This is a genomic window from Leisingera sp. S132, from assembly GCF_025144465.1.
Lineage (GTDB): Bacteria > Pseudomonadota > Alphaproteobacteria > Rhodobacterales > Rhodobacteraceae > Leisingera.
The window spans coordinates 16,431-34,433 of record NZ_CP083559.1 but is presented as its reverse complement, the minus strand read 5'-3'; the positions used below and the strand labels follow the sequence as shown (position 1 = coordinate 34,433).

Genomic DNA, 18,003 nt, shown 5'->3' with positions numbered 1-18,003 from the left:
TGGGGAAACGGGATCGCCGCCCAGAGTGCCAGAGCCGCGTCAAGACGGCGCTAACGGGGCGTACGCTGCTTGCGCAACACCCCCGCGGAGGGCGCCGCCGGTCCCGCTCTGTTCCCGGCCCATTCCCCGCCTGTTCGCGCAATTGTTCTCAATCTCTAAACAATGTCCCCGGTTTTGCCAGATTTGCCGCCCGCTTTGCGCCGCCTGTGCCCGCCAGTTTCAGCCTCGGGTTCACCTCGGGTTCAGCGGCGCATGGGAGCGGCACGATGGCACTGGCATTCACGGGACGGTTCGGCACGGACGACATGATTTTCGGCACTGATCTGCGCGATCTGGAGATCACGGTGCAGAACGGCCAGGCCACGCTTTATGCGATCAGCGGCCTGAACGGCGGCATCAGCCGCTGGCAGCTGCCCGGCACCGGCGGAGTGCCGCAGCTGGCGGGCCAGCAGCTGCATGGCCAGGCGTCTTTGCGCACCGGCAATTTCGAGCTGGCGGAGATCGGCGGCGATGTGCGGCTGCTGCAGGAGGGGACCAGCGGCGGCGGTCTCAGCTATTATGCAGTGGGCAGCGGCGGCAGCCTGGGCAGCCAGCAGCAGCAGGCGCTGGCGGGCGCGGATGCGGGCGGGCTTGGCGCGGTGGCGGCGCTGCAGCTGGCGGATGGCTCTTCGGCGCTTTATGCGGTGGGGCTGGCGGGCGGCGCCTTGCAGGGCTGGCAGCTGGATGCGGATGGCGCGGTGCAGGCGCAGGCTGGCCTGGGCGGCGCCGCGCAGGCCTATCAGCTGAGCGCATCGGCGCTGCTGTCCACGGTGCAGACCGCGGAGGGGGCGGTGGTGCTGGCGGCTGATGCCGGGGGCTTGCGCGGCTACAGCGTGGATGCGGCGACCGGCGCGCTCACGCCCGGGGCGGTGCTGGGCGCGGGGCAGGGGCTGTCTGTCTCGGCCATCACCGCGCTGGAAAGCTTTGAAATGAATGGCCAGGCCTGGGCGCTGCTGGGCGCGGCGGGCAGCAGCTCGCTGACGCTGGTTCAGGTGGACGCGGCGGGCGGCCTGCAGTTCCGGACGCAGCTGCAGGACAGCATGATGACCCGCTTTGGCGGGGTGACGGCGGTGGAGGTTGTGCAGGCGGGGGAGCACCTGCTGGTGCTGGCGGCGGGCAATGACGGCGGCCTCAGCCTGTTCACCCTGACCCGGGGCGGGGAGCTGATCCATCTGGAGAGCCTGGAGCATATGCCCGGCCTGGGGCTGCAGAATGTCACCGCACTGGAGGCGGTGGTTGCGGGCGGCCAGCTGCAGGTCTTTGCGGCGTCGGGCGCGGAGGCGGGCATCAGCCGGTTCACCCTGCCGCTGGCAGAGCTGGGGATTGTGCGCCAGGCCGGGGCAGGCGATGCGCGGCTGGATGGCGGTGCTGCAAATGACGTGCTGGAGGGCGGCGCGGGGCGGGCGGATCTGTATGGCCATGCCGGCGATGACGTGCTGGTCTCGGGCGCGGGCGGCGGCGAGCTGAACGGTGGCGCAGGCGCCGATATCTTTGTCATTGCCCCGGTCTCTGACCCGGTGGCGGACGCGGTGACCGTGCGCGATTTCACCCCCGGTGAGGACCGTCTCGACCTGTCGCTGTTCGAGGGGCTTTACAGCCCGGCCCAGCTGGAGAGCCGCGGCCGCAGCTACGGGATCGACCTGGAGATCGGCGGCATGCGGATCGTGGTGGCGCAGGCGGGCGGCGGGCGGCTGGAGCTGGAGGATGTATTCGGTCCGGCGCTGCGGTTTGAATTCCCGCAGCAGCAGGAGCTGGGCGACACCCTGCCCGGCGGCGGCTTCTACGGCACTGCCGGAGATGATGCGCTGCAGGGCAGCGGCGGCGATGACGCGATCTCCGGGCTGGCGGGGAACGATACGCTGTCCGGGGGAACCGGGGCGGATACGATCTGGGGGAGCTGGGGCCACGATCAGCTGGGCGGCAGCTGGGGGGCGGACCGTTTGTGGGGCGGCGGCGGCCATGACCGCTTGTGGGGCGGCGGCGGCCACGACATGGCGGATGGCGGCCTGGGCAATGACAGCCTGTGGGGCGGGGACGGGAAGGACCGCCTGTGGGGCCGGGGCGGCGATGACCGGCTGGACGGCGGGTCCGGGGCGGACCGGCTGGCGGGCGGCAGCGGGGGGGACTGGCTGGGCGGCGGCAGCGGCGCCGACACGCTGCTGGGGGAAGACGGGCAGGACACGCTGGCAGGCGGGAATGAGGCGGATGTCCTGTGGGGCGGCAGCGGCGCGGATGTGATCTATGGCGGCGGCGGCGATGATCTGTGCGGCGGCGGCGCTGGCAATGACCGGATTTTCGGCGGTGCGGGCAATGACCGGCTCGGCGGCAGCGGCGGCGATGACCGGCTGACCGGCGGCTGGGGAGCGGATGCCTTTGTGTTTGCGGCCGGCCATGGCCGCGACACGGTCACCGATTTCGCATCGGGGGCGGATTGGATCGACCTGCGGGCCCTGCAGCTGAGCGGCGGCTTTGCAGCGCTGGATATCAGCGCGCAAGGCAGCGGCACGCTGATCGGCACCGGCAGCGGCACGGTGTTCCTGGAGGGGGTGCAGCCCGGCGGGCTGGCGGCGGATGATTTCCTGTTCTGAGACCGGCAGGGGCAGGCCGGCAGGGGCAGGCCGTCTGGCGCAGGGACCGCCGGATGCGGCCCCGGACCGCAGGCTCCGGACCGCAGGCCTGGGGTCAAAAGGGGAAGGCAGGACAGGCCGCCCGCCGGCAAGCAGACAGCCTTAGACTGGAAATGCCGGCCCAAGGGACACAAGCGCAGACCTGGTTTGCCCTTGGCCGGCAAACCGGGTTTGAGGCATTGGCTGCGGTCCGGGGGAGCTGTGCCGGCGGTCCGGATCCGCTGGCCGGCACCGGCCCCTGGACAGATGGAGACCCGTGGCCCGCGCCTTCGCCGGACCCGCACAGCCTGCTGCCGGAGCAAGCCGCGCGGGCGGGGGCAGGGCGCCGCTCAGGCGGTTACCCGCCTTGCGCCGCCGCTGCCCAGATCCTCATCCCATATGCGGAACCGGCCAAGGTGGCCGTTGAACACCGGCGCCAGCCCGATCCCGGCGGCGGCCAGATCCGGCAGCGCTGAAGGCGCAGGCAGGCCCGGGGCGGCCTCCCCCTGGGCCGACAGTTCCAGAACACCCGCCTGGTGCCGGGCTGCAAAACTGACCGGCACATCCAGCCCGGGCGCATAGGCTGCGGCCGGCCCGCTTGCGGTGCTGGCGGCACCGGACTGTTCGCTGAAAACCCGGATCTGCCCCGTTGCGGTGCCGCCGGTGTTCAGCTCCGCCCGCAGGACGGTGCCGGCACCGGCCTGCCAGTCGAAGAACCTGGCGGCTGCAGCGGACCCGGTGTCCGCAAAACGCAGGCGGCCATCGAAGGCGACAGAGACCGCATGCGGCATGCCCGCAGGCAGCGCCGGCGCGCGCAGGGCCAGTGTCTCTGCGGCGCGGGCGGCCGGGCTGCCTGCGGTGGGGATGAACGAGCCGGGAGTATACCCGGCGGTCACCTGGAAGGCGGTGCAGGCATGTGATCCCATGACCTGCGGCCCGGGAGAAGAGGCCAGCCCGTCATGGGCCGGGAACACCTGGAAGTCGGCAGAGGCGTCCAGCCCGGTCAGCAGCGACGGGTCATAGGTGAACCACACCAGCCAGAAGGACCCCATATCGATGGCCCCCCGCATGTGGTCGCCGTTTGACTGCACCACGAGCCCGTTGTTCCATTTATTTGTGATGGTCCCGGTGAGCGTGTCGAACGAGATGCCGCAGAACTGGTTCGACCCGACCGACAGGCGGGCGCTGAACAAGGAGGTTTGGGAGGGGTTCTTGCGCACCAGGCAGGAGGCGGTGTGAACGCCTGCGATTGCACCGATGCTTGCGGTGCAATAGGCAAAAGCCGTGCTGCCGCTGTCCGTCAGATCCCAGGCCGGAATCCCGGCAATGGTGCCGGAGGCCGCCACCGCCAGCTGATTGTTCTTGAGCCAGTATGCATTGGAAAAGTCATGGCTCTGCGCGATGATATTCACGGCGGCGGCATCCTCGAGGAGCACCCCTGCCGGCGCGCCGCCCGCATAAGCCTTCCGGCGCGCGGTGAAGGCCGGCGCGGCGCCGGAGGGGACATAGGTCTCGAACCCCGCCCCCAGGATGTTGTCCGGGTTGTCTGCCATGCCGCCGAGATCGGAGCGGTACGCCCACAATCTTGTCACGGTTCCGGACAGGGTCAGCGTCAGGGCGCCGGACCCTGCCGTCACAACGGCCGGGCTGCCCCCGGTTGCCACGCCCGCGGCGGCACCGGACAAGGCGGCGGAGCCGGAGCCCTCCATGGCAACCGTATAGCCGGCTGCGGCGGCGACGCTGATCGTCTGGCTGGCCGGGGTTTCGCTGTTCAGCACCAGGTTATGCGCGGCCCAAAGGCAGTCCCCCGCCGGGCCGGTGAAGGTGCGCGGGCCGGTGCCGCTGTAGGTGAAAACCTCGTCAAAGCGCCGCTCGGTGCCGGCCAGCACATAGCGGTCCTGCCGGAAGTCCAGGTCGGTCAGGGCGGCGGGCGGCGGCCAGCGCCCCTGCGCGGCCGCCCCGGTGAGTGAAAGGCCGGTGTTCAGCATCAGTACCACCCCGCGACGGTTGCGGTGGTGCCGGTTGCCTCGATCCCGGCAGCCGAGAAGGCAACCGTCTCGCCGGATGCGACCGGATAGACAATGACCGTCCCTGCCGCATCCCGGACGGCCAGATCGCCGCCGGAGAGAACCCGCAGAACGCGCGGGCGCACCGGCAGGTCGGTGCCATCCTGGGGGGTGATGGCGAAATGGGTTTCTGCCGGGCTTTCCAGCCCGCGGCGGTGGCTTGCGAACGGATCGGTTTGAGGCATGTGTGTACTCCAGAATGTGCAGACTTGCTGAGCCCTGCGTCCCGATTCCTCCGATGAGCAGCATGGTGGCCTATCCGGGTTAAAGCCGGCAAAACCGGGCGTGCGCCGGACCGGCGCCTGCCGCAACGCCTTGCCGGGCTTGCGGCGGCACCTGTCCCGTCTGGAACTCTGCCCGCCATCTGGTACTATGCGGAAAAGAGGCGGAGCAGGCAGGCAGGCGGCGGCGCGGCCTGGGAACAAGGACCTTTGACAGAAATGCGCTGTTCTTGACATGAGCAATCCTGAAGCGAATTTACAGCCGGGCTGGATGTTCAAGCCGGCATCCGTGCGCCTTTTCATTCTCCTTGCGGTGGTCATGGCCGAGGCCGTGGCCCTGCGTCTGCTCACCTTTGAGACCAGTCAGTTCGACTGCAGGAATGTGTCTGCATATGCGCTTTGCCGGAGCATGCGCGCGCTGCCCCTGTGCGTTCTCTTTATGGGCACAGCCGTTGTTCTGATGAGCCTGGCCCGTCCCCGGCTCTGGCAAAGCTATATGCGCCTGGCAGAGGCGGCCGCGGGCTGGCGGCTGGTTCCGGCCGCCATGCATCTGCTGGGGGCGGCGCTGGTGCTGGCGCCGCTTGTCTGGCTCCCGCTTCCGGACCTGGAGGCGCAGTTTCTCCGGGTGGTGCCGGTGTTCCTGTCCGGGGCGGTGCTTGCCTTTTCGGGCACCGCGCTCTGGCTTTTGCCGCTGCGCGCCTGGACGCAATGGTTCTCCGGCAATGGCGCCTTCCTGCCGCTTGCCGCCGCGGGCTTTTTCCTTCTCCCGCTTGTGGTGGAGGTCATTGGCCTGTTCTGGGGGGAAAACCGCGTCCTGACCTGGCTGACATTCCAGGGCGTGAGCTTTGCCTTTGACGTGATCGGGCTGGAAAGCTTCAGCATGCCCAGTGAGCTTATCATCGGCCTGGAGGGGTTCACGGTCTATATCGCGGCTGGCTGTTCCGGCGCAGAGGGGATGGCCCTGGTGATGGTTTTCATGGGGCTTTATGCGCTGGTGGCCCGCCAGACGCTGCGCATGGGGCCGTATTGGATGATGCTGTTTCCGGTTGCGGTCGCTTTGAGCTGGGTTTTGAACATCGTGCGGATTTCCGGTCTGATCTGGCTGGGCGCCAATGTCTCGCCGCAGCTGGCGGTGGACGGGTTTCATTCCTATGCCGGCTGGCTGGCGTTTTCGGTGCTGGCTCTGGGCATCCTGATGGCCGCCCATAACATGCCGCTGTTCCGCGCGGCGGCGCCGGCCGGCGCGCGCGCGCCGGGGACGGCCTGGGCGGCGGATCCGCTGTTTGCCAGGTTCGTGCCCTTCATCCTGTTCATGATGAGCGGCACGCTCACCCCGCTGTTCTGGGAAAATCCTGCCGATGGCTACCCGCTGCGGGTGGCCTTCATGGTGCTGGGGCTGGGGCTGTTCCGGCCTGCGCTGAAGGCCTTCCGCTGGCGGGCGGGCCCGGCTGACTGGGCCACGGGCTGCGCGGTGGCGGCGCTGTGGCTCTGGACCGCCCCGGAGGCCGCCGCCGCCGCCTCTGCTGCCGGGGCGCCGGATCCGGTCTGGATCCTCTGCCGCCTGCTGGGCACGGTGCTGCTGGTGCCGGTGATCGAGGAGCTGTTCTTCCGCGCCTATGTGCTGGAGCGCATCGCGGGCCGCCCCGGCGCGGCGCCCTGGCGGGTCCTGGCGGGGCTGGCGGTGAGCAGCCTGCTGTTTGCCGCGCTGCATGACCGCTGGCTGGCCGGTGCCCTGGCGGGGCTGGCGTTCGGGCTGCTGTACCTGCGGACCCGCCATCCTGGCGGCGCGGTTCAGGCGCATATGCTGGCCAATGCGCTGATTGCGGCGGCGGCGGTTGCTTCCGGTGATTTCGGGCTGATCTGAGCGGGTTCGGCTTGGGTTTGGCGGGGCTGCGTTAAGATCCCTTAAAATTTGCCTAACATGCGGGCTAAAGTGTTGATAATGTACTAACTTTTGCCACATCCGCACCCCGGCCCGCCCGCAGGGGGTGTCTATCCAGTCTCCAACGCCCGTGTTTGCCTTGGAGATCTGACCATGCCGGCCCTTGCCCCCCTGTCCCGCGCCCGTTCCGCCCTTCGCCTGGCCGCCTGTCGCCTGGCCGCTCGGGCGGCCGCCGCCTGCGGCCTGGCGCTGATGCTGCAGCCGTCTGCGGCGGCGGCCCAGCAGACCTATGTGGTGGGCAGCGACCGCGGCGGCTACCTGCATGACCGGCTGATCGAGCTCAGCAACCTGCAGAAGCACGGGGTGCGGGTCGAGATCCGCGGCAAGGTCTGCTATTCCACCTGCACCATGTTCCTGGGCCTGCCGGGGGCCTGTGTCGATCCGGCCACCACCTTCGGCTTCCACGGCCCCTCGCGCGGGGGGCGGCGCCTGACCCAGGAGAAGTTCGACTATTTCAGCCGGGTGATGGCGCAGTATTACCCGGCGCCGCTGCAGTCCTGGTTCATGGCGGAGGGGCGCAACCGGATTTCCGGGGTGCACAAGATCAAGGGCAGCGAGATCATCCGCATGGGGGTGCCCGCCTGCAGCCGCGCCTGAGCGGGCCGCCTTGCCCCGCAGCGGGCGGGGGGCTATCACCCTGAGACAGTCCTTGCCCCGGCGCGCGGCCCTGCGCCGGGATTTTGCTGCATCCGGGGCCGCCGGGAGGCCTGGCATCCGTGCTGTCATCCTTGTTCAACAGTCTCTGGCCGGCGGCCCGGTTTGACGACCCGGCGCCGGGGGCGCCGCTGTGCGTGATCGGCGATGTGCATGGCTGCCTGGAGCTGCTGGAGGCGATGCTGGCCAAGGTGCCGCCGGGCCACCGGACCGTGCTGGCGGGCGACTATATCGACCGGGGCGAGCAGAGCGCGGGGGTGCTGCGCTATCTGAGCGGCCGGGCGGATCTGACCTGCCTGATGGGCAATCACGAGGCGATGCTGCTGGCGTTCCTGGAGGATCCGGCCCGCGCGGGCGGGCGCTGGATCCGCAATGGCGGGCTGCAGACGCTGGCGTCCTTCGGGGTCCGCGGGGTGCGGCCGCAGATGACGGCGGAGGAGCTGCGCGGCTGCCGCGATGACCTGCGCGGCCGGATGGGGGATGCGCTGATTGCCTGGCTGGCCGGGCTTCCGGCCTCGCTGCGGACGGGCACTGTGCTGGTGGCGCATGCCGGCGCGGATCCGGGCGCGGCCCCGGAGGCGCAGCCGCAGGACGTGCTGCTGTGGGGGCATCCGGCGTTTTTGCGCCGGCCGCGCCGGGACGGGATCTGGGTGGTGCACGGGCACACCATCGTTGCGGCGCCCGCGGCGGCGCAGGGCCGGATTGCCATCGATACCGGCGCCTATGCCGGCGGGGCGCTGTCCGCGGTCTGCCTGGACGGCAGCGCGCCGCGGTTCCTGCAGGTGCGCAGTTAGGGTCTGATTCCAGGGGGCGGCAGGCGGGCGGCGGTGCAGCCCGGACACAGATGGCCGCCAAGGCCGGGGCTGCCCGGTGGCGGAAATTGCGCAATTTTCGGAAAAGTGTTAACGGTCTTCAAAAGGAAACATATCCCGATCTGGTGAGGCCGGAGCAATGAAAACCTTTCTGACTGCTGCAGGTGCCGTCTGTGCGGTGCACTGCATGACCCTGACAGCTGCGTTTGCCATGGGCAACGGCCACGGGCACGGCATTGGCAACGGTGGCGGCAATGGCAACGCTGGCGGCAATGGCTGGGGCAACGGCGTCGGCAATCCGCATGGGGTGCCGGAGATTGATGCGGGCGCCGGCCTGCTGGCGCTGGCGGCGGTGGGCGCGGCGCTGGTGCTGGCCTGGGAAGCGGACCGCCGGAGCCGGGCTTGACCGCTGCCGCGATCCGGCTGCGGCGGCATACCGCCGCCGGATTTCAAAACTATAGAAATTGCCACTTAAATTTGTTGCAATTTGGATGTATTGAGAACCTGCCCGTACCGTTTTGCGTGTGGGTTTTGGTTGAATCAATTTACATTCAGGGTGTTTGACGATGCAGGATTTTGCACTGGCTGCGTATTCCGCAGAAGGCTCTGCTGATCACCATCTGCCCGTGCAGGTCCCGGCCGGTCTTTACGCCAAGGCGGGAAAGCGGCTCTTCGATATCGGTTTTGCGCTGCTGCTGCTGCCGGTTCTGGTGCCTGTGATCCTGTTGCTGTGGGGGCTGGTGCGCCGCGATGGCGGCCCCGGCTTTTTCGGCCACACCCGGGTCGGGCGGGACGGCAAGCCGTTCAAGTGCTGGAAGGTGCGCAGCATGGTGGCGGATGCCGAAGCCCGGCTGCAGGCGCATCTGGACGCCGATCCCGCAGCCGCAGCCGAATGGGAGCGCGATCACAAGCTGGCCAAGGATCCGCGCATCAGCCGCCTGGGCCATGTCCTGCGCAAGACCAGCCTGGATGAGCTGCCGCAGATCTGGAATGTGCTGAAGGGCGAGATGAGTTTTGTCGGCCCGCGCCCCATCGTCACCAAGGAACTGGCCAAATACGGCAGCAGCGCCAGCGCCTATCTGGCCCAGAAGCCCGGCATCACCGGATTGTGGCAGGTCTCGGGGCGCAACGATGTCAGCTATCAGGAACGGGTGGCGCTGGACGTCGCCTATCTCCGCCGCCGCAGCTTCCCGGCCGATCTCAAAATCATCGCCAGAACCGGCCTCGCCGTGCTGGGCGCAACAGGCCGCTGAACCGCGGCGCGCTTTCTTCTTGCAGCCGCCGCGTGTATGCGGGGGCAACGCGCCCTTGCGGCACGCTCTGATCATTATGGTATGCGGGTATTCATGAAACAATCGCCTTTGAACGAGACATCCTTTCCGGTGCCGCGCCAGGCTGCTGCGGAAGCGCCGGAAGAGGATGTCATTGATCTTGGGGCTCTGTTTGCCACCCTGTGGCGCGGCAAGTGGATCATGGCTCTGGCCACTCTGGCCGCCATATTCATAGGCGGCATTTATGCCTATGTTGCCGCGGTGCCGCTTTATACCTCCAGCGCCGTGGTGATGCTGGAGACCAAGCAGCAAAGCGTGGTGGACCTGCAAAGCGTCGTCAGCGGTTTGTCGGGCGACTATGCCGAGGTCAACTCCGAGCTGGAGGTGCTGCAATCCCGCGGGCTGATGACCAAGGTTGCCGATAAGCTCGCCCTGATGGAGGATCCGGAGTTCAACGGGGCGCTGGTGGAGCCTTCCGCCCTGGGGGGGCTGGTCCGGGCGGTGAAATCGGGGATCAAATCGCTGCTGGGCCTGCAGCGCCCGGCGGCACCGATGCCCCCGGAGCTGGCCGAACAGCTGATCCGGGACAGTGTGGTCTCCACCCTGCTGGACAAGGTGTCGGTGCGCAACGTTCCCAGCACGCTGGTGTTCCAGGTGGCCGTGGAGACCGAATCCGCCCTCAAATCGGCGCTGATCGCCGATACCATCGTCGATCTCTACATCCTCAACCAGATCGAGGTGAAATTCGAGGCCACTGAACAGGCGACAACCTGGCTGACCGGCCGGGTGGCCGAGCTGAAGGCGGAGCTGGAAACCGCGGAGGCCAGGGCCAGTGAATTCAATGCCGGCACCGCGCTGATCTCAGCAGAGGCGCTGCAGGCGCAGGAGGTGCAGCTGAAGGACCTGCGCGAGCGCATTTCCCTGGCAAGATCCGCCGCGGAGACGGCGCAGGCGCGTTATGACGGGCTGCGCGGCGCAGAGACCCGTGCGGCGCAGGCGGAAATCAGCCAGAACCGGCAGCTGCAGCGGCTGCTGGCGCAGGCGGATACCGCTGCCGGCGGAGACGCTTTTGACACCGCGTTCCAGCGGCTGCTGGCGCGGGCCGCGCTGGATGCCCGCCGCGCGGGCCAGCAGCTGCAGACGCTGGTGCAGTCGGAGGCGGAGCTCTCCAGCCAGCTGGCCCGGCAGGGCGAAGACCTGATCACCCTGCAGCAGCTCAGCCGCGAAGCGGAAGCGGTGCGGCTGCTCTATGAGTATTTCCTGACCCGCCTCAAGGAGACCTCGGCGCAGGAGGGCATCCAGAAGGCCGACAGCCGCCTGCTGTCGCGGGCGGTGATCCCGCTGTTCCCCTCTGCCCCGCGCAAGTCGCTGATCCTGGCGATGAGCGGCATCCTGGGGCTGATGCTGGGGGCGGGTGCGGTGCTGCTGCTGGAGGCGCGGCGCAAGGGCTACCGCTCGGCCAAGGAGCTGGAGCGCAAGACCGGCTACAGCGTGCTGGGGCAGATCCCGGTGTTCCCGGCATCAGGCCGCCGCAAGGTGCTGGAATACCTGGCCGAGAAACCCTCTTCCGCGACCGCGGAGGCGGTGCGCAACCTGCGCACCTCGCTGATGCTGTCCAATGTGGACCAGCCGCCGCAGGTGGTGGTGATGACCTCCTCGCTGCCCGGCGAAGGCAAGACCACCAACGCGCTGGCGCTGGCGCAGAACTTCACCGGCATCGGCAAGAAGGTGCTGCTGGTCGAAGGCGACATCCGGCGCCGGACCCTGACCGCGCAGCTCAGCAATGTGCCGCCGCAGGGCATTGTCTCGGTGCTGGCAGGCGATGCCCCGGCCGAAGCGGCGATTTTCCAGGACCCGCTTTTGGGCTGCGACATCCTGGCGGGGGAAAAAACCTCGGCCAATGCAGCTGACCTGTTTGCCTCGGGGCGGTTCAGGGACTTCCTGCAGGAGATGCGGCAACGCTATGACATCATTCTGATCGACACGCCGCCGGTGCTGATCGTGTCCGACGCCCGGCTGATCGCGCGCAATGCGGATGCGGTGCTGCTGGCGGTGAAATGGGATGACACCGCCGGGCAGGACGTGGAGGAAACCCTGCGGCTGTTCCACACCGACAACCAGCGCCTGACCGGGATGATCCTGGGCCAGATCAACACCCGAAGGATGAAGCAGTACGGCTACAGCTACGGTGATTACGGCTCGAAATACTACGTCAGCTGAGGCGGCAGCCCCGGGGGCCTGCCTTGCAGACACGGCGCGCCCCCAAGGGGCGCGCCGGTCTTGTGAGCCGGGGCCGGGACCGGATCAGTTGGTGCTGACGGTGCTGGTGGTGGAGGGGGTCGAGCCGCCGCCCGCGGCGGCCGCAAGGCCGGCCGCAGCCGCGGCGGCGCCCAGGGCGGGGGCAATCAGCGGCACAAAGCCGGTGACGCCTTCCGCTTCCGCTGCGGCGGCGGCTTCGCCGGCGTCCACCACAGCGCCGATGCAGCTGTCGTCATCATTGGTCTGGTTTTCTTCACAGTTGTCCTGGCTGGCCGTCTGGGCGGCAACGCCGGTTGCAGACAGGGCCAGTGCCAGAAGGGTAATCCGGATCATCGTCAATCTCCTAAACCTATTCGCGGCCAAGCTATCATGCCCGGCTGCTCCTGAGAATGCGGCAGCGCCGCAAAGTTGCCGCGCTGTGCCAAAAAACAGCATTTTCCGCTGCGGTGCCGGACCCGGGCAGCGGCCGGGAGCGGCCGCCGCCGCGCCAGCGGCCTTTTCGCGCAGGCAAGGGTTGCGCTGCCGCGCCAAACAGGGAAAGAGACAGGCAGATTCGCCACAGAAAAGAGACATTTCAGGCCTTTTCGCCTGGCCCCGGGACAGCCTGCCGGAAAACGGATAAGGGAACACCGGGGCAAGTGATTTTAAAAGTGTTATGAGACAACGGATACTTCAGGGGCGGCATTTGCTGCTGGCAGCGCTGGTGCTGACGGCCCCCGCAGCCGTGAAGGCGCAGACCACCTCGAACTACGGCACACCGGGGCTGATCGAAACGCCGTCGGCCGAGATGTATCCCGACGGCACCCTGGCCTTTACCAGCGGGATGCTGGACCGGACCCTGCGGGCCACCATGACCTTCCAGATGCTGCCCTGGGTGCATGGCAGTTTCCGCTACGCGGTGATCGAGGGGTTCGACGGGCAGATCGGCGACCGTTTCGACCGCAGTTTCGATCTCCACTTCCTGCTGCGCGAGGAAAGCCGCACCGCCCCGGCCCTGGCCCTGGGGCTGCGCGACTTCGGCGGCACCGGGATTTACGCCTCGGAATACCTGGCCGCCACCAAGACTTTCCGGGAGCGGCTGAAACTCTCCGGCGGCATCGGCTGGGGCAGGATGGCGGGGCGGGGCAGTTTCTCAAACCCGCTGGGGGGGCTGTCGGACCGCTTCAAAACCCGTCCGGATGCCAGCGCAGGCGGCATTTCGACCACCGGCCAGCTTGATTTCGGCAATTGGTTCCGCGGCGATGCGGCGCTGTTCGGCGGTGTCAGCTGGGCCTGGAACGACCAGCTGACCCTGCTCGCGGAATATTCGCCGGACCTGTATTCCCAGGAACGGGACCGGATCGGTTTCGAGGCCGCAAGCCCGTTCAATTTCGGCGCCCGGTACCGGTTCGAAAACGGCACCCAGCTGACCGCCTCCTACATGTACGGCACCACGTTCGGGCTCAGCTACAGCTATTTCATCGACCCGCGCCAGAGCGTGGCGCCGGGCGGGCAGGGGGCGGCGGCGCCGCCCTTGCTGCCGGCCGGCCGGGTGGCGCTGGCCAGCTGGAACCTGCCGGACGATCCCGCCGCCCCGGCCCGCCGCCAGCAGGTTCTGGCGCAAAAGCTGCAGCAGGAGGGGCTGCGGCTGGTCTATCTGGAAACCGATGGGGACAGCCTGCGCATCGGGGTGGAAAACAGCCGCTACGGCCAGGCCGCCCAGGCCATCGGCCGCACCGCCCGGGTGCTGGCCAACACCCAGCCGGCCCAGGTGCAGGGCTTTGACATTGCGCTGATGGCAGGCGGGGTGCCGCTCAGCTCCGTGCGGATTGCCCGCAATGATCTTTATGAGCTGGAGCATGACCTGGACGGCGCCTGGCGCAGCTTTGCCCGCGCCGAAGTCTCCGACAGCATCTCCCTGGTCAAGGGCGGCTTCACAAGGGATGCCTATCCGCATTTCAGCTACCGCTTCGGTCCCTATCTGCAGGCGTCCTTCTTCGACCCGGATGCCCCCTTCCGCTATGAGATCGGCGCCCAGCTGGGGCTGGATTACACGCTGTCGCCGGGGCTGAGCCTGTCCGCGGGGCTGCGCCAGCCCGCGGCCGGCAACCTGGACGACAGCCAGCGCCGGTCCAACTCGGTGATCCAGCGGGTGCGTTCCGACTGGGGGCTTTATGCGCAGCAGTCCGATCTGCGCATCGAGCATCTGACCGCGGAATATATCTGGCGGCCCGGCGAAAATCTCTATGCCCGCGCCACGCTGGGCTATCTGGAAACCATGTATGGCGGGCTGTCGGGGGAGATCCTGTGGTTCCCGGCCAACAGCCGCCTGGCCCTGGGGGCAGAGCTGAACTATGTGCGCCAGCGCGATTTCGACGTGCTGTTCGGTTTCCAGGATTACGCAACGGCCACCGGCCATGTCTCGGCCTATTACGACCTGCCGGGAGAGTATCACGCCCAGGTGGACGCAGGCCGTTACCTGGCCGGCGATTACGGCGCCACGCTCACGCTGGACCGGGAATTTGCCAATGGTTTCAAGGTCGGTGCCTTTTTCACCCTGACCACGGTGAGCTTCGATGACTTCGGCGAAGGCTCCTTTGACAAGGGGATCCGGCTGGAGATCCCGGTGTCCTGGCTGACCGGCCGCCCGTCGCGCGACCGGCTGGCCCAGGTGATCCGCCCGGTGCTGCGCGATGGCGGCGCCCGGCTCAACGTGCGCAACCGGCTTTACGGGGTCACCCGCGAGGCGCGCGCGCAGCAGCTGGTCAAGGGCTGGGGGAGGTTCATGCGATGAAACGCCTGTGGCCTGCGCTGTCCGCCCTGCTGCTGTCCGCCCTGCTGCTGCTGTCCTGCGGCGAGGCAAAAGACGATCTCGACCTGCTGCGCGGCGCGCTGCAGCCCGATGCGCCCCGGTTCCATCCGCGCGCCTCGGCGCTGGCCTCTGTCCGGCCGATCCCGCCGCGGCTGGAGGTGGGGTTTCCGACCCGCGGCCTGAGCGGTGTCATGCTCTTGGAAACCGAACGTGCGGGGGTGCAGACCTGGCTCACCGCCGATGGCGCCACCATCACCCTGGAGCAGGGCTTCCTGACGTCGGCCAAGGGGTTCGGCTCCGGCCTGGCGGCGTCGGATGTGCGCCAGAGCGCGGATCTGGTGCTGGCCGCCCGGGAGGGCACCGCGGAGCGGTTTCACAGCTTCCTCAACGGCAACGACCAGATCGGGCTGCATGCCTACAGATGCGGCATCACGCGCCTGGGGGCGGACAGCATCTTCCTGCGCGGCGTGCCGGTTCCAGTGCAGAAGCTGGAGGAGCGCTGCCACGGGCTGGCGGAAAGCTTCACAAATACCTATTGGATACGGCAGGGGGCAGTGCTGCAGTCTTCGCAGTGGACCGGCAGCTTCCTGGGCAACCTTTTCATGAAAAGGGTGCCGGATGAGAATTGAATGTAAGTTGATTGGAGGACGCATCGTGCGCCGCATTTCCCTTGCCCTCAGCGCCCTGGCCCTGGCCGGACTGGCCTCCGGCTGCTCGGCCATCTACCGCAGCCCTGCCGTCAAGGCCGGGGTGTCGGAGGCCGGCAAGGTCCGGGTGGTGGCAATGACGCCGGAGACGGTGCTGGTTGCCAACCGCGCCGCCTATCAGCCGAAGACCCTGCCGGCGGTCTTCGGGATCTCTGCGGGCTCCGGGGCCGGCGCCAGCCCGCGCGGCCTGGGCGCGCTGCCTGATGCGCCGTCCTCCCAGGACGGCAGCCGCCAGGGGCTGCGGCTGGACCCGCCGCCCAGCGTTGACCCCGGCCCCTATACCATCGGCACCGGCGATGTGGTGACGCTGTCCACCCCCTCGACGCAGGGCACGGTTGCCGAACTTTCGGGCCTGCTGGCGGCGCAGAACAGCCGCAACGGCTATACCGTGCAGGATGACGGCGCGATCAATATCCCGGATGTGGGGCGGGTGCGCATTGAGGGGCTCACCGTGGATGAGGCCGAGGCGCTGCTGTTCCAGCGGCTGGTGGAAAGCCAGATCGACCCGACCTTCAGCCTGGAGGTGTCGGAGTTCAATTCCCGCCGGGTGTCGGTGGGCGGTGCCGTCGGCACGCCCGGCGTCTACCCGATCACCCTGACGCCGCTCACCCTGGGCGAGGCGCTGGCGGCAGCGGGATCGGTCTCGGTGGCGGATATCGACACCAGCTCGGTGCGGATCTACCGCGATGGCGCCATGTACCAGATCCCGCTGGAGGATCTCTATGCCCGCTCCGCGCTGCAGCGCCTGACCCTGCTGGCGGATGACTCGGTGTTTGTGGATACCGATTACGACCTCGATCGCGCCGAACGTTATTTTGCCCAGCAGATCCAGCTGCAGCAGACCACGATTAGCGGCCGCCGCGCCGCTGTTGAAGAGCTGACGGCTGCGCTCAACCTGCGCCGCGCCGACCTGGAAGAGCGCCGCGGGAATTTCACCCAGGCGGTGGAACTGGACGCGGTGGAGCGGGATTACGTCTATCTCAGCGGCGAGGTCCGCACCCAGGGCCGCTACACGCTGCCGTTCGGGCGCAAGGCAACGCTGGCGGATGCGCTGTTCGACACCGGCGGCGGCATCGCCAAGGAGACCGGCGACGCATCAGAGGTCTATGTGCTGCGCGCCTCACAGGACATCCGCGAATTCGGCGCGGTGACCGCCTGGCACCTGGATGTGCGCAATGCCGCGCATCTGCCGCTGGCGGCCCGTTTCGAGCTGCGCCCCGATGACATCGTGTTTGTGGCGGAAAACCCGGTGACCCGCTGGGGCCGCACCATCGACCAGATCACCCCGTCGCTGATCACCGCGCCGGTGAACGCGCTGGCGGATTGAGGATAAGGCAGGGGCGCTGGACGATCCCGCGGAAGGTGAGGCTGAAATGAGCAAGGCAGTACCCGGCCGCGGCGGCCTGAAGAGCGTGATCGTCGCCTATGATTTTGCCCATATCAACGGCGGTCAGGCCAAGGTGGCCATCGAAAGCGCGCTGCTGCTTGCCGCCACGGGCCTGGATGTGACCTATTTCGCCGCGGCCGGGCCGGCCGACGCGCGGCTGGAAGAGCACGGGATCCGTGTCGTGCTTCTGGATCAGAAGGATATCCTGTCCGACCCCAGCCGTCTGAAGGCGGCGGCGCGCGGGATCTGGAACACCCGTGCGCGGCGGGAACTGGCGGCGCTGGCACAGGAGTTTGATCCGGCCTCGGCCGTCCTTCACTGCCATGGCTATGCCAAGGCGCTCTCTCCTTCCATCGGGCCGGAGCTGGCCGGCGGCGCGCTGGCCGCCGTCTACACGATGCACGAGTACTTCCTGGCCTGTCCGAACGGGGGGTTCTATGATTTCAAGAAGCATGAGATCTGCACCAGAAAGGCGCTGAGCGCCGGCTGCCTCAGGACCAATTGCGATGTGCGCCACCCGGCGCACAAGGCCTGGCGGGCCGTCCGGCAGGCGGTCACGCGGGGGCCGGGGCAGCTGCCGTCGGGCCTGCGCGACATCATCTATATCTCGGACCTCCAGCGCAAGGTGATGGCCCCCTATCTGCCCGGCGGCGCCCGGATGCATTATGTGCCCAATCCCGTGGTCTTTCCGGATATGCCGGCGGCGCCGGCGCAGGATCAGGACATCTTTCTGTTCATCGGCCGGATGTCGCCGGAAAAGGGCGCCCGGATCTTTGCCGAGGCGGCGAAGCTGGCCGGGGTCAGGGCGGTCTTTGTCGGCGACGGGCCGGACGCGGAGCATGTGCGCAGGATCAATCCCGCGGCAGAGATCACCGGCTGGGCATCGCCGGCAGAGGTCGAGGCGTGGATTGCGCGCTCCCGCGCCCTGGTGTTTCCCAGCCTGTGGTATGAAACCTTCGGTTTGACACCGGCCGAAGCCCTGGGGCAGGGCCGCCCGGTCATCACCGGCGCCTGGTCGGCGGCAGCGGAATTTGTTCAGGACGGTGTCAACGGCATCCTCTGCCGCGATGCCTCGCCCGCCGCCCTGGCCGAAGCCATCGGCAAACTGGCCGCGGTGCCCGGTTTCGACCCGGCGCCGCTGCGGGACTTCGTCTCGCCGGAGCGGCATGTGGCGCGGCTGCTGGAGATCTACGGGACAGCGCTGGCCGGGCATCAGGCCTGAATCCGGCTGTTTGCCCCGGCGCGGGC

Annotated in this window: 14 protein-coding genes; 11 read left to right on the top strand and 3 right to left on the bottom strand. The window is 68.1% G+C overall.

The features are described 5' to 3' along the window. The first annotated feature begins 266 nt into the window (after positions 1–266). Positions 267–2,627 carry a calcium-binding protein gene (locus tag K3725_RS22215; RefSeq protein ID WP_260019187.1) on the top strand — a complete coding sequence of 787 codons (2,361 nt, stop codon included), beginning with the start codon at positions 267–269 and terminating at the stop codon, positions 2,625–2,627. A gap of 368 nt (positions 2,628–2,995) precedes the next feature. Here K3725_RS22215 and K3725_RS22210 read toward each other — a convergent pair whose 3' ends face one another. Further along, positions 2,996–4,633, bottom strand: a complete 1,638-nt coding sequence (locus K3725_RS22210) for a hypothetical protein (RefSeq protein ID WP_260019186.1) — start codon at positions 4,631–4,633, stop codon at positions 2,996–2,998. Then, positions 4,633–4,896, bottom strand: a complete 264-nt coding sequence (locus K3725_RS22205) for a hypothetical protein (protein WP_260019185.1) — start codon at positions 4,894–4,896, stop codon at positions 4,633–4,635. Before K3725_RS22205 ends, K3725_RS22210 begins: the two co-directional genes overlap by 1 nt. A gap of 271 nt (positions 4,897–5,167) precedes the next feature. On the opposite strand from K3725_RS22205, the gene xrtE reads away from it, so the two are divergent. The 6 genes from xrtE to K3725_RS22175 all read left to right on the top strand — a co-directional run bounded on the left by xrtE (position 5,168) and on the right by K3725_RS22175 (position 11,831). Next, the gene (gene xrtE, locus K3725_RS22200; RefSeq protein ID WP_260019184.1) at positions 5,168–6,796 is read left to right on the top strand and encodes an exosortase E/protease, VPEID-CTERM system; all 1,629 of its coding nucleotides are present in this window, start codon (positions 5,168–5,170) and stop codon (positions 6,794–6,796) included. Between the two features lie 171 nt (positions 6,797–6,967). Continuing rightward, complete coding sequence (locus tag K3725_RS22195) at positions 6,968–7,471, top strand: hypothetical protein (RefSeq protein ID WP_260016693.1); 504 nt, start codon at positions 6,968–6,970, stop codon at positions 7,469–7,471. Between the two features lie 119 nt (positions 7,472–7,590). Next, the gene (locus tag K3725_RS22190; RefSeq protein WP_260019183.1) at positions 7,591–8,322 is read left to right on the top strand and encodes a metallophosphoesterase family protein; all 732 of its coding nucleotides are present in this window, start codon (positions 7,591–7,593) and stop codon (positions 8,320–8,322) included. Positions 8,323–8,479: 157 nt separating this feature from the next. Beyond that, positions 8,480–8,746 (top strand): VPEID-CTERM sorting domain-containing protein, encoded by a 267-nt coding sequence (locus K3725_RS22185; RefSeq protein WP_260019182.1) that lies wholly within the window; start codon positions 8,480–8,482, stop codon positions 8,744–8,746. A 160-nt stretch (positions 8,747–8,906) separates the two neighbouring features. Further along, positions 8,907–9,593: a sugar transferase gene (locus K3725_RS22180; RefSeq protein ID WP_260016690.1), complete on the top strand. Its 687-nt coding sequence runs from the start codon at positions 8,907–8,909 to the stop codon at positions 9,591–9,593. A gap of 93 nt (positions 9,594–9,686) precedes the next feature. Beyond that, the gene (locus K3725_RS22175) at positions 9,687–11,831 is read left to right on the top strand and encodes a polysaccharide biosynthesis tyrosine autokinase (protein WP_260019181.1); all 2,145 of its coding nucleotides are present in this window, start codon (positions 9,687–9,689) and stop codon (positions 11,829–11,831) included. An 84-nt stretch (positions 11,832–11,915) separates the two neighbouring features. Here the strand turns inward: K3725_RS22175 and K3725_RS22170 are convergent, their stop codons facing one another. Next, a complete protein-coding gene (locus K3725_RS22170; protein WP_260019180.1) occupies positions 11,916–12,203 on the bottom strand; it encodes a hypothetical protein in 288 nt (95 codons plus the stop codon). 322 nt (positions 12,204–12,525) lie between these two features. Here K3725_RS22170 and K3725_RS22165 point away from each other — a divergent pair, with 322 nt between their 5' ends. From K3725_RS22165 to K3725_RS22150, 4 genes are read left to right on the top strand one after another with little or no spacing between them, the layout of a single operon-like run. After that, on the top strand, positions 12,526–14,643 hold the full coding sequence (locus tag K3725_RS22165; RefSeq protein ID WP_260019179.1) for a YjbH domain-containing protein: 2,118 nt from the start codon (positions 12,526–12,528) through the stop codon (positions 14,641–14,643). Then, entirely contained in the window at positions 14,640–15,290 is a 651-nt protein-coding gene (locus tag K3725_RS22160; RefSeq protein ID WP_260019178.1) for a YjbF family lipoprotein, read from the top strand. Before K3725_RS22165 ends, K3725_RS22160 begins: the two co-directional genes overlap by 4 nt. A gap of 25 nt (positions 15,291–15,315) precedes the next feature. Continuing rightward, positions 15,316–16,695: a polysaccharide biosynthesis/export family protein gene (locus tag K3725_RS22155; RefSeq protein WP_260019177.1), complete on the top strand. Its 1,380-nt coding sequence runs from the start codon at positions 15,316–15,318 to the stop codon at positions 16,693–16,695. Between the two features lie 46 nt (positions 16,696–16,741). Then, positions 16,742–17,977, top strand: a complete 1,236-nt coding sequence (locus K3725_RS22150) for a glycosyltransferase family 4 protein (protein ID WP_260019176.1) — start codon at positions 16,742–16,744, stop codon at positions 17,975–17,977. The last annotated feature ends 26 nt before the right edge of the window (positions 17,978–18,003 follow it).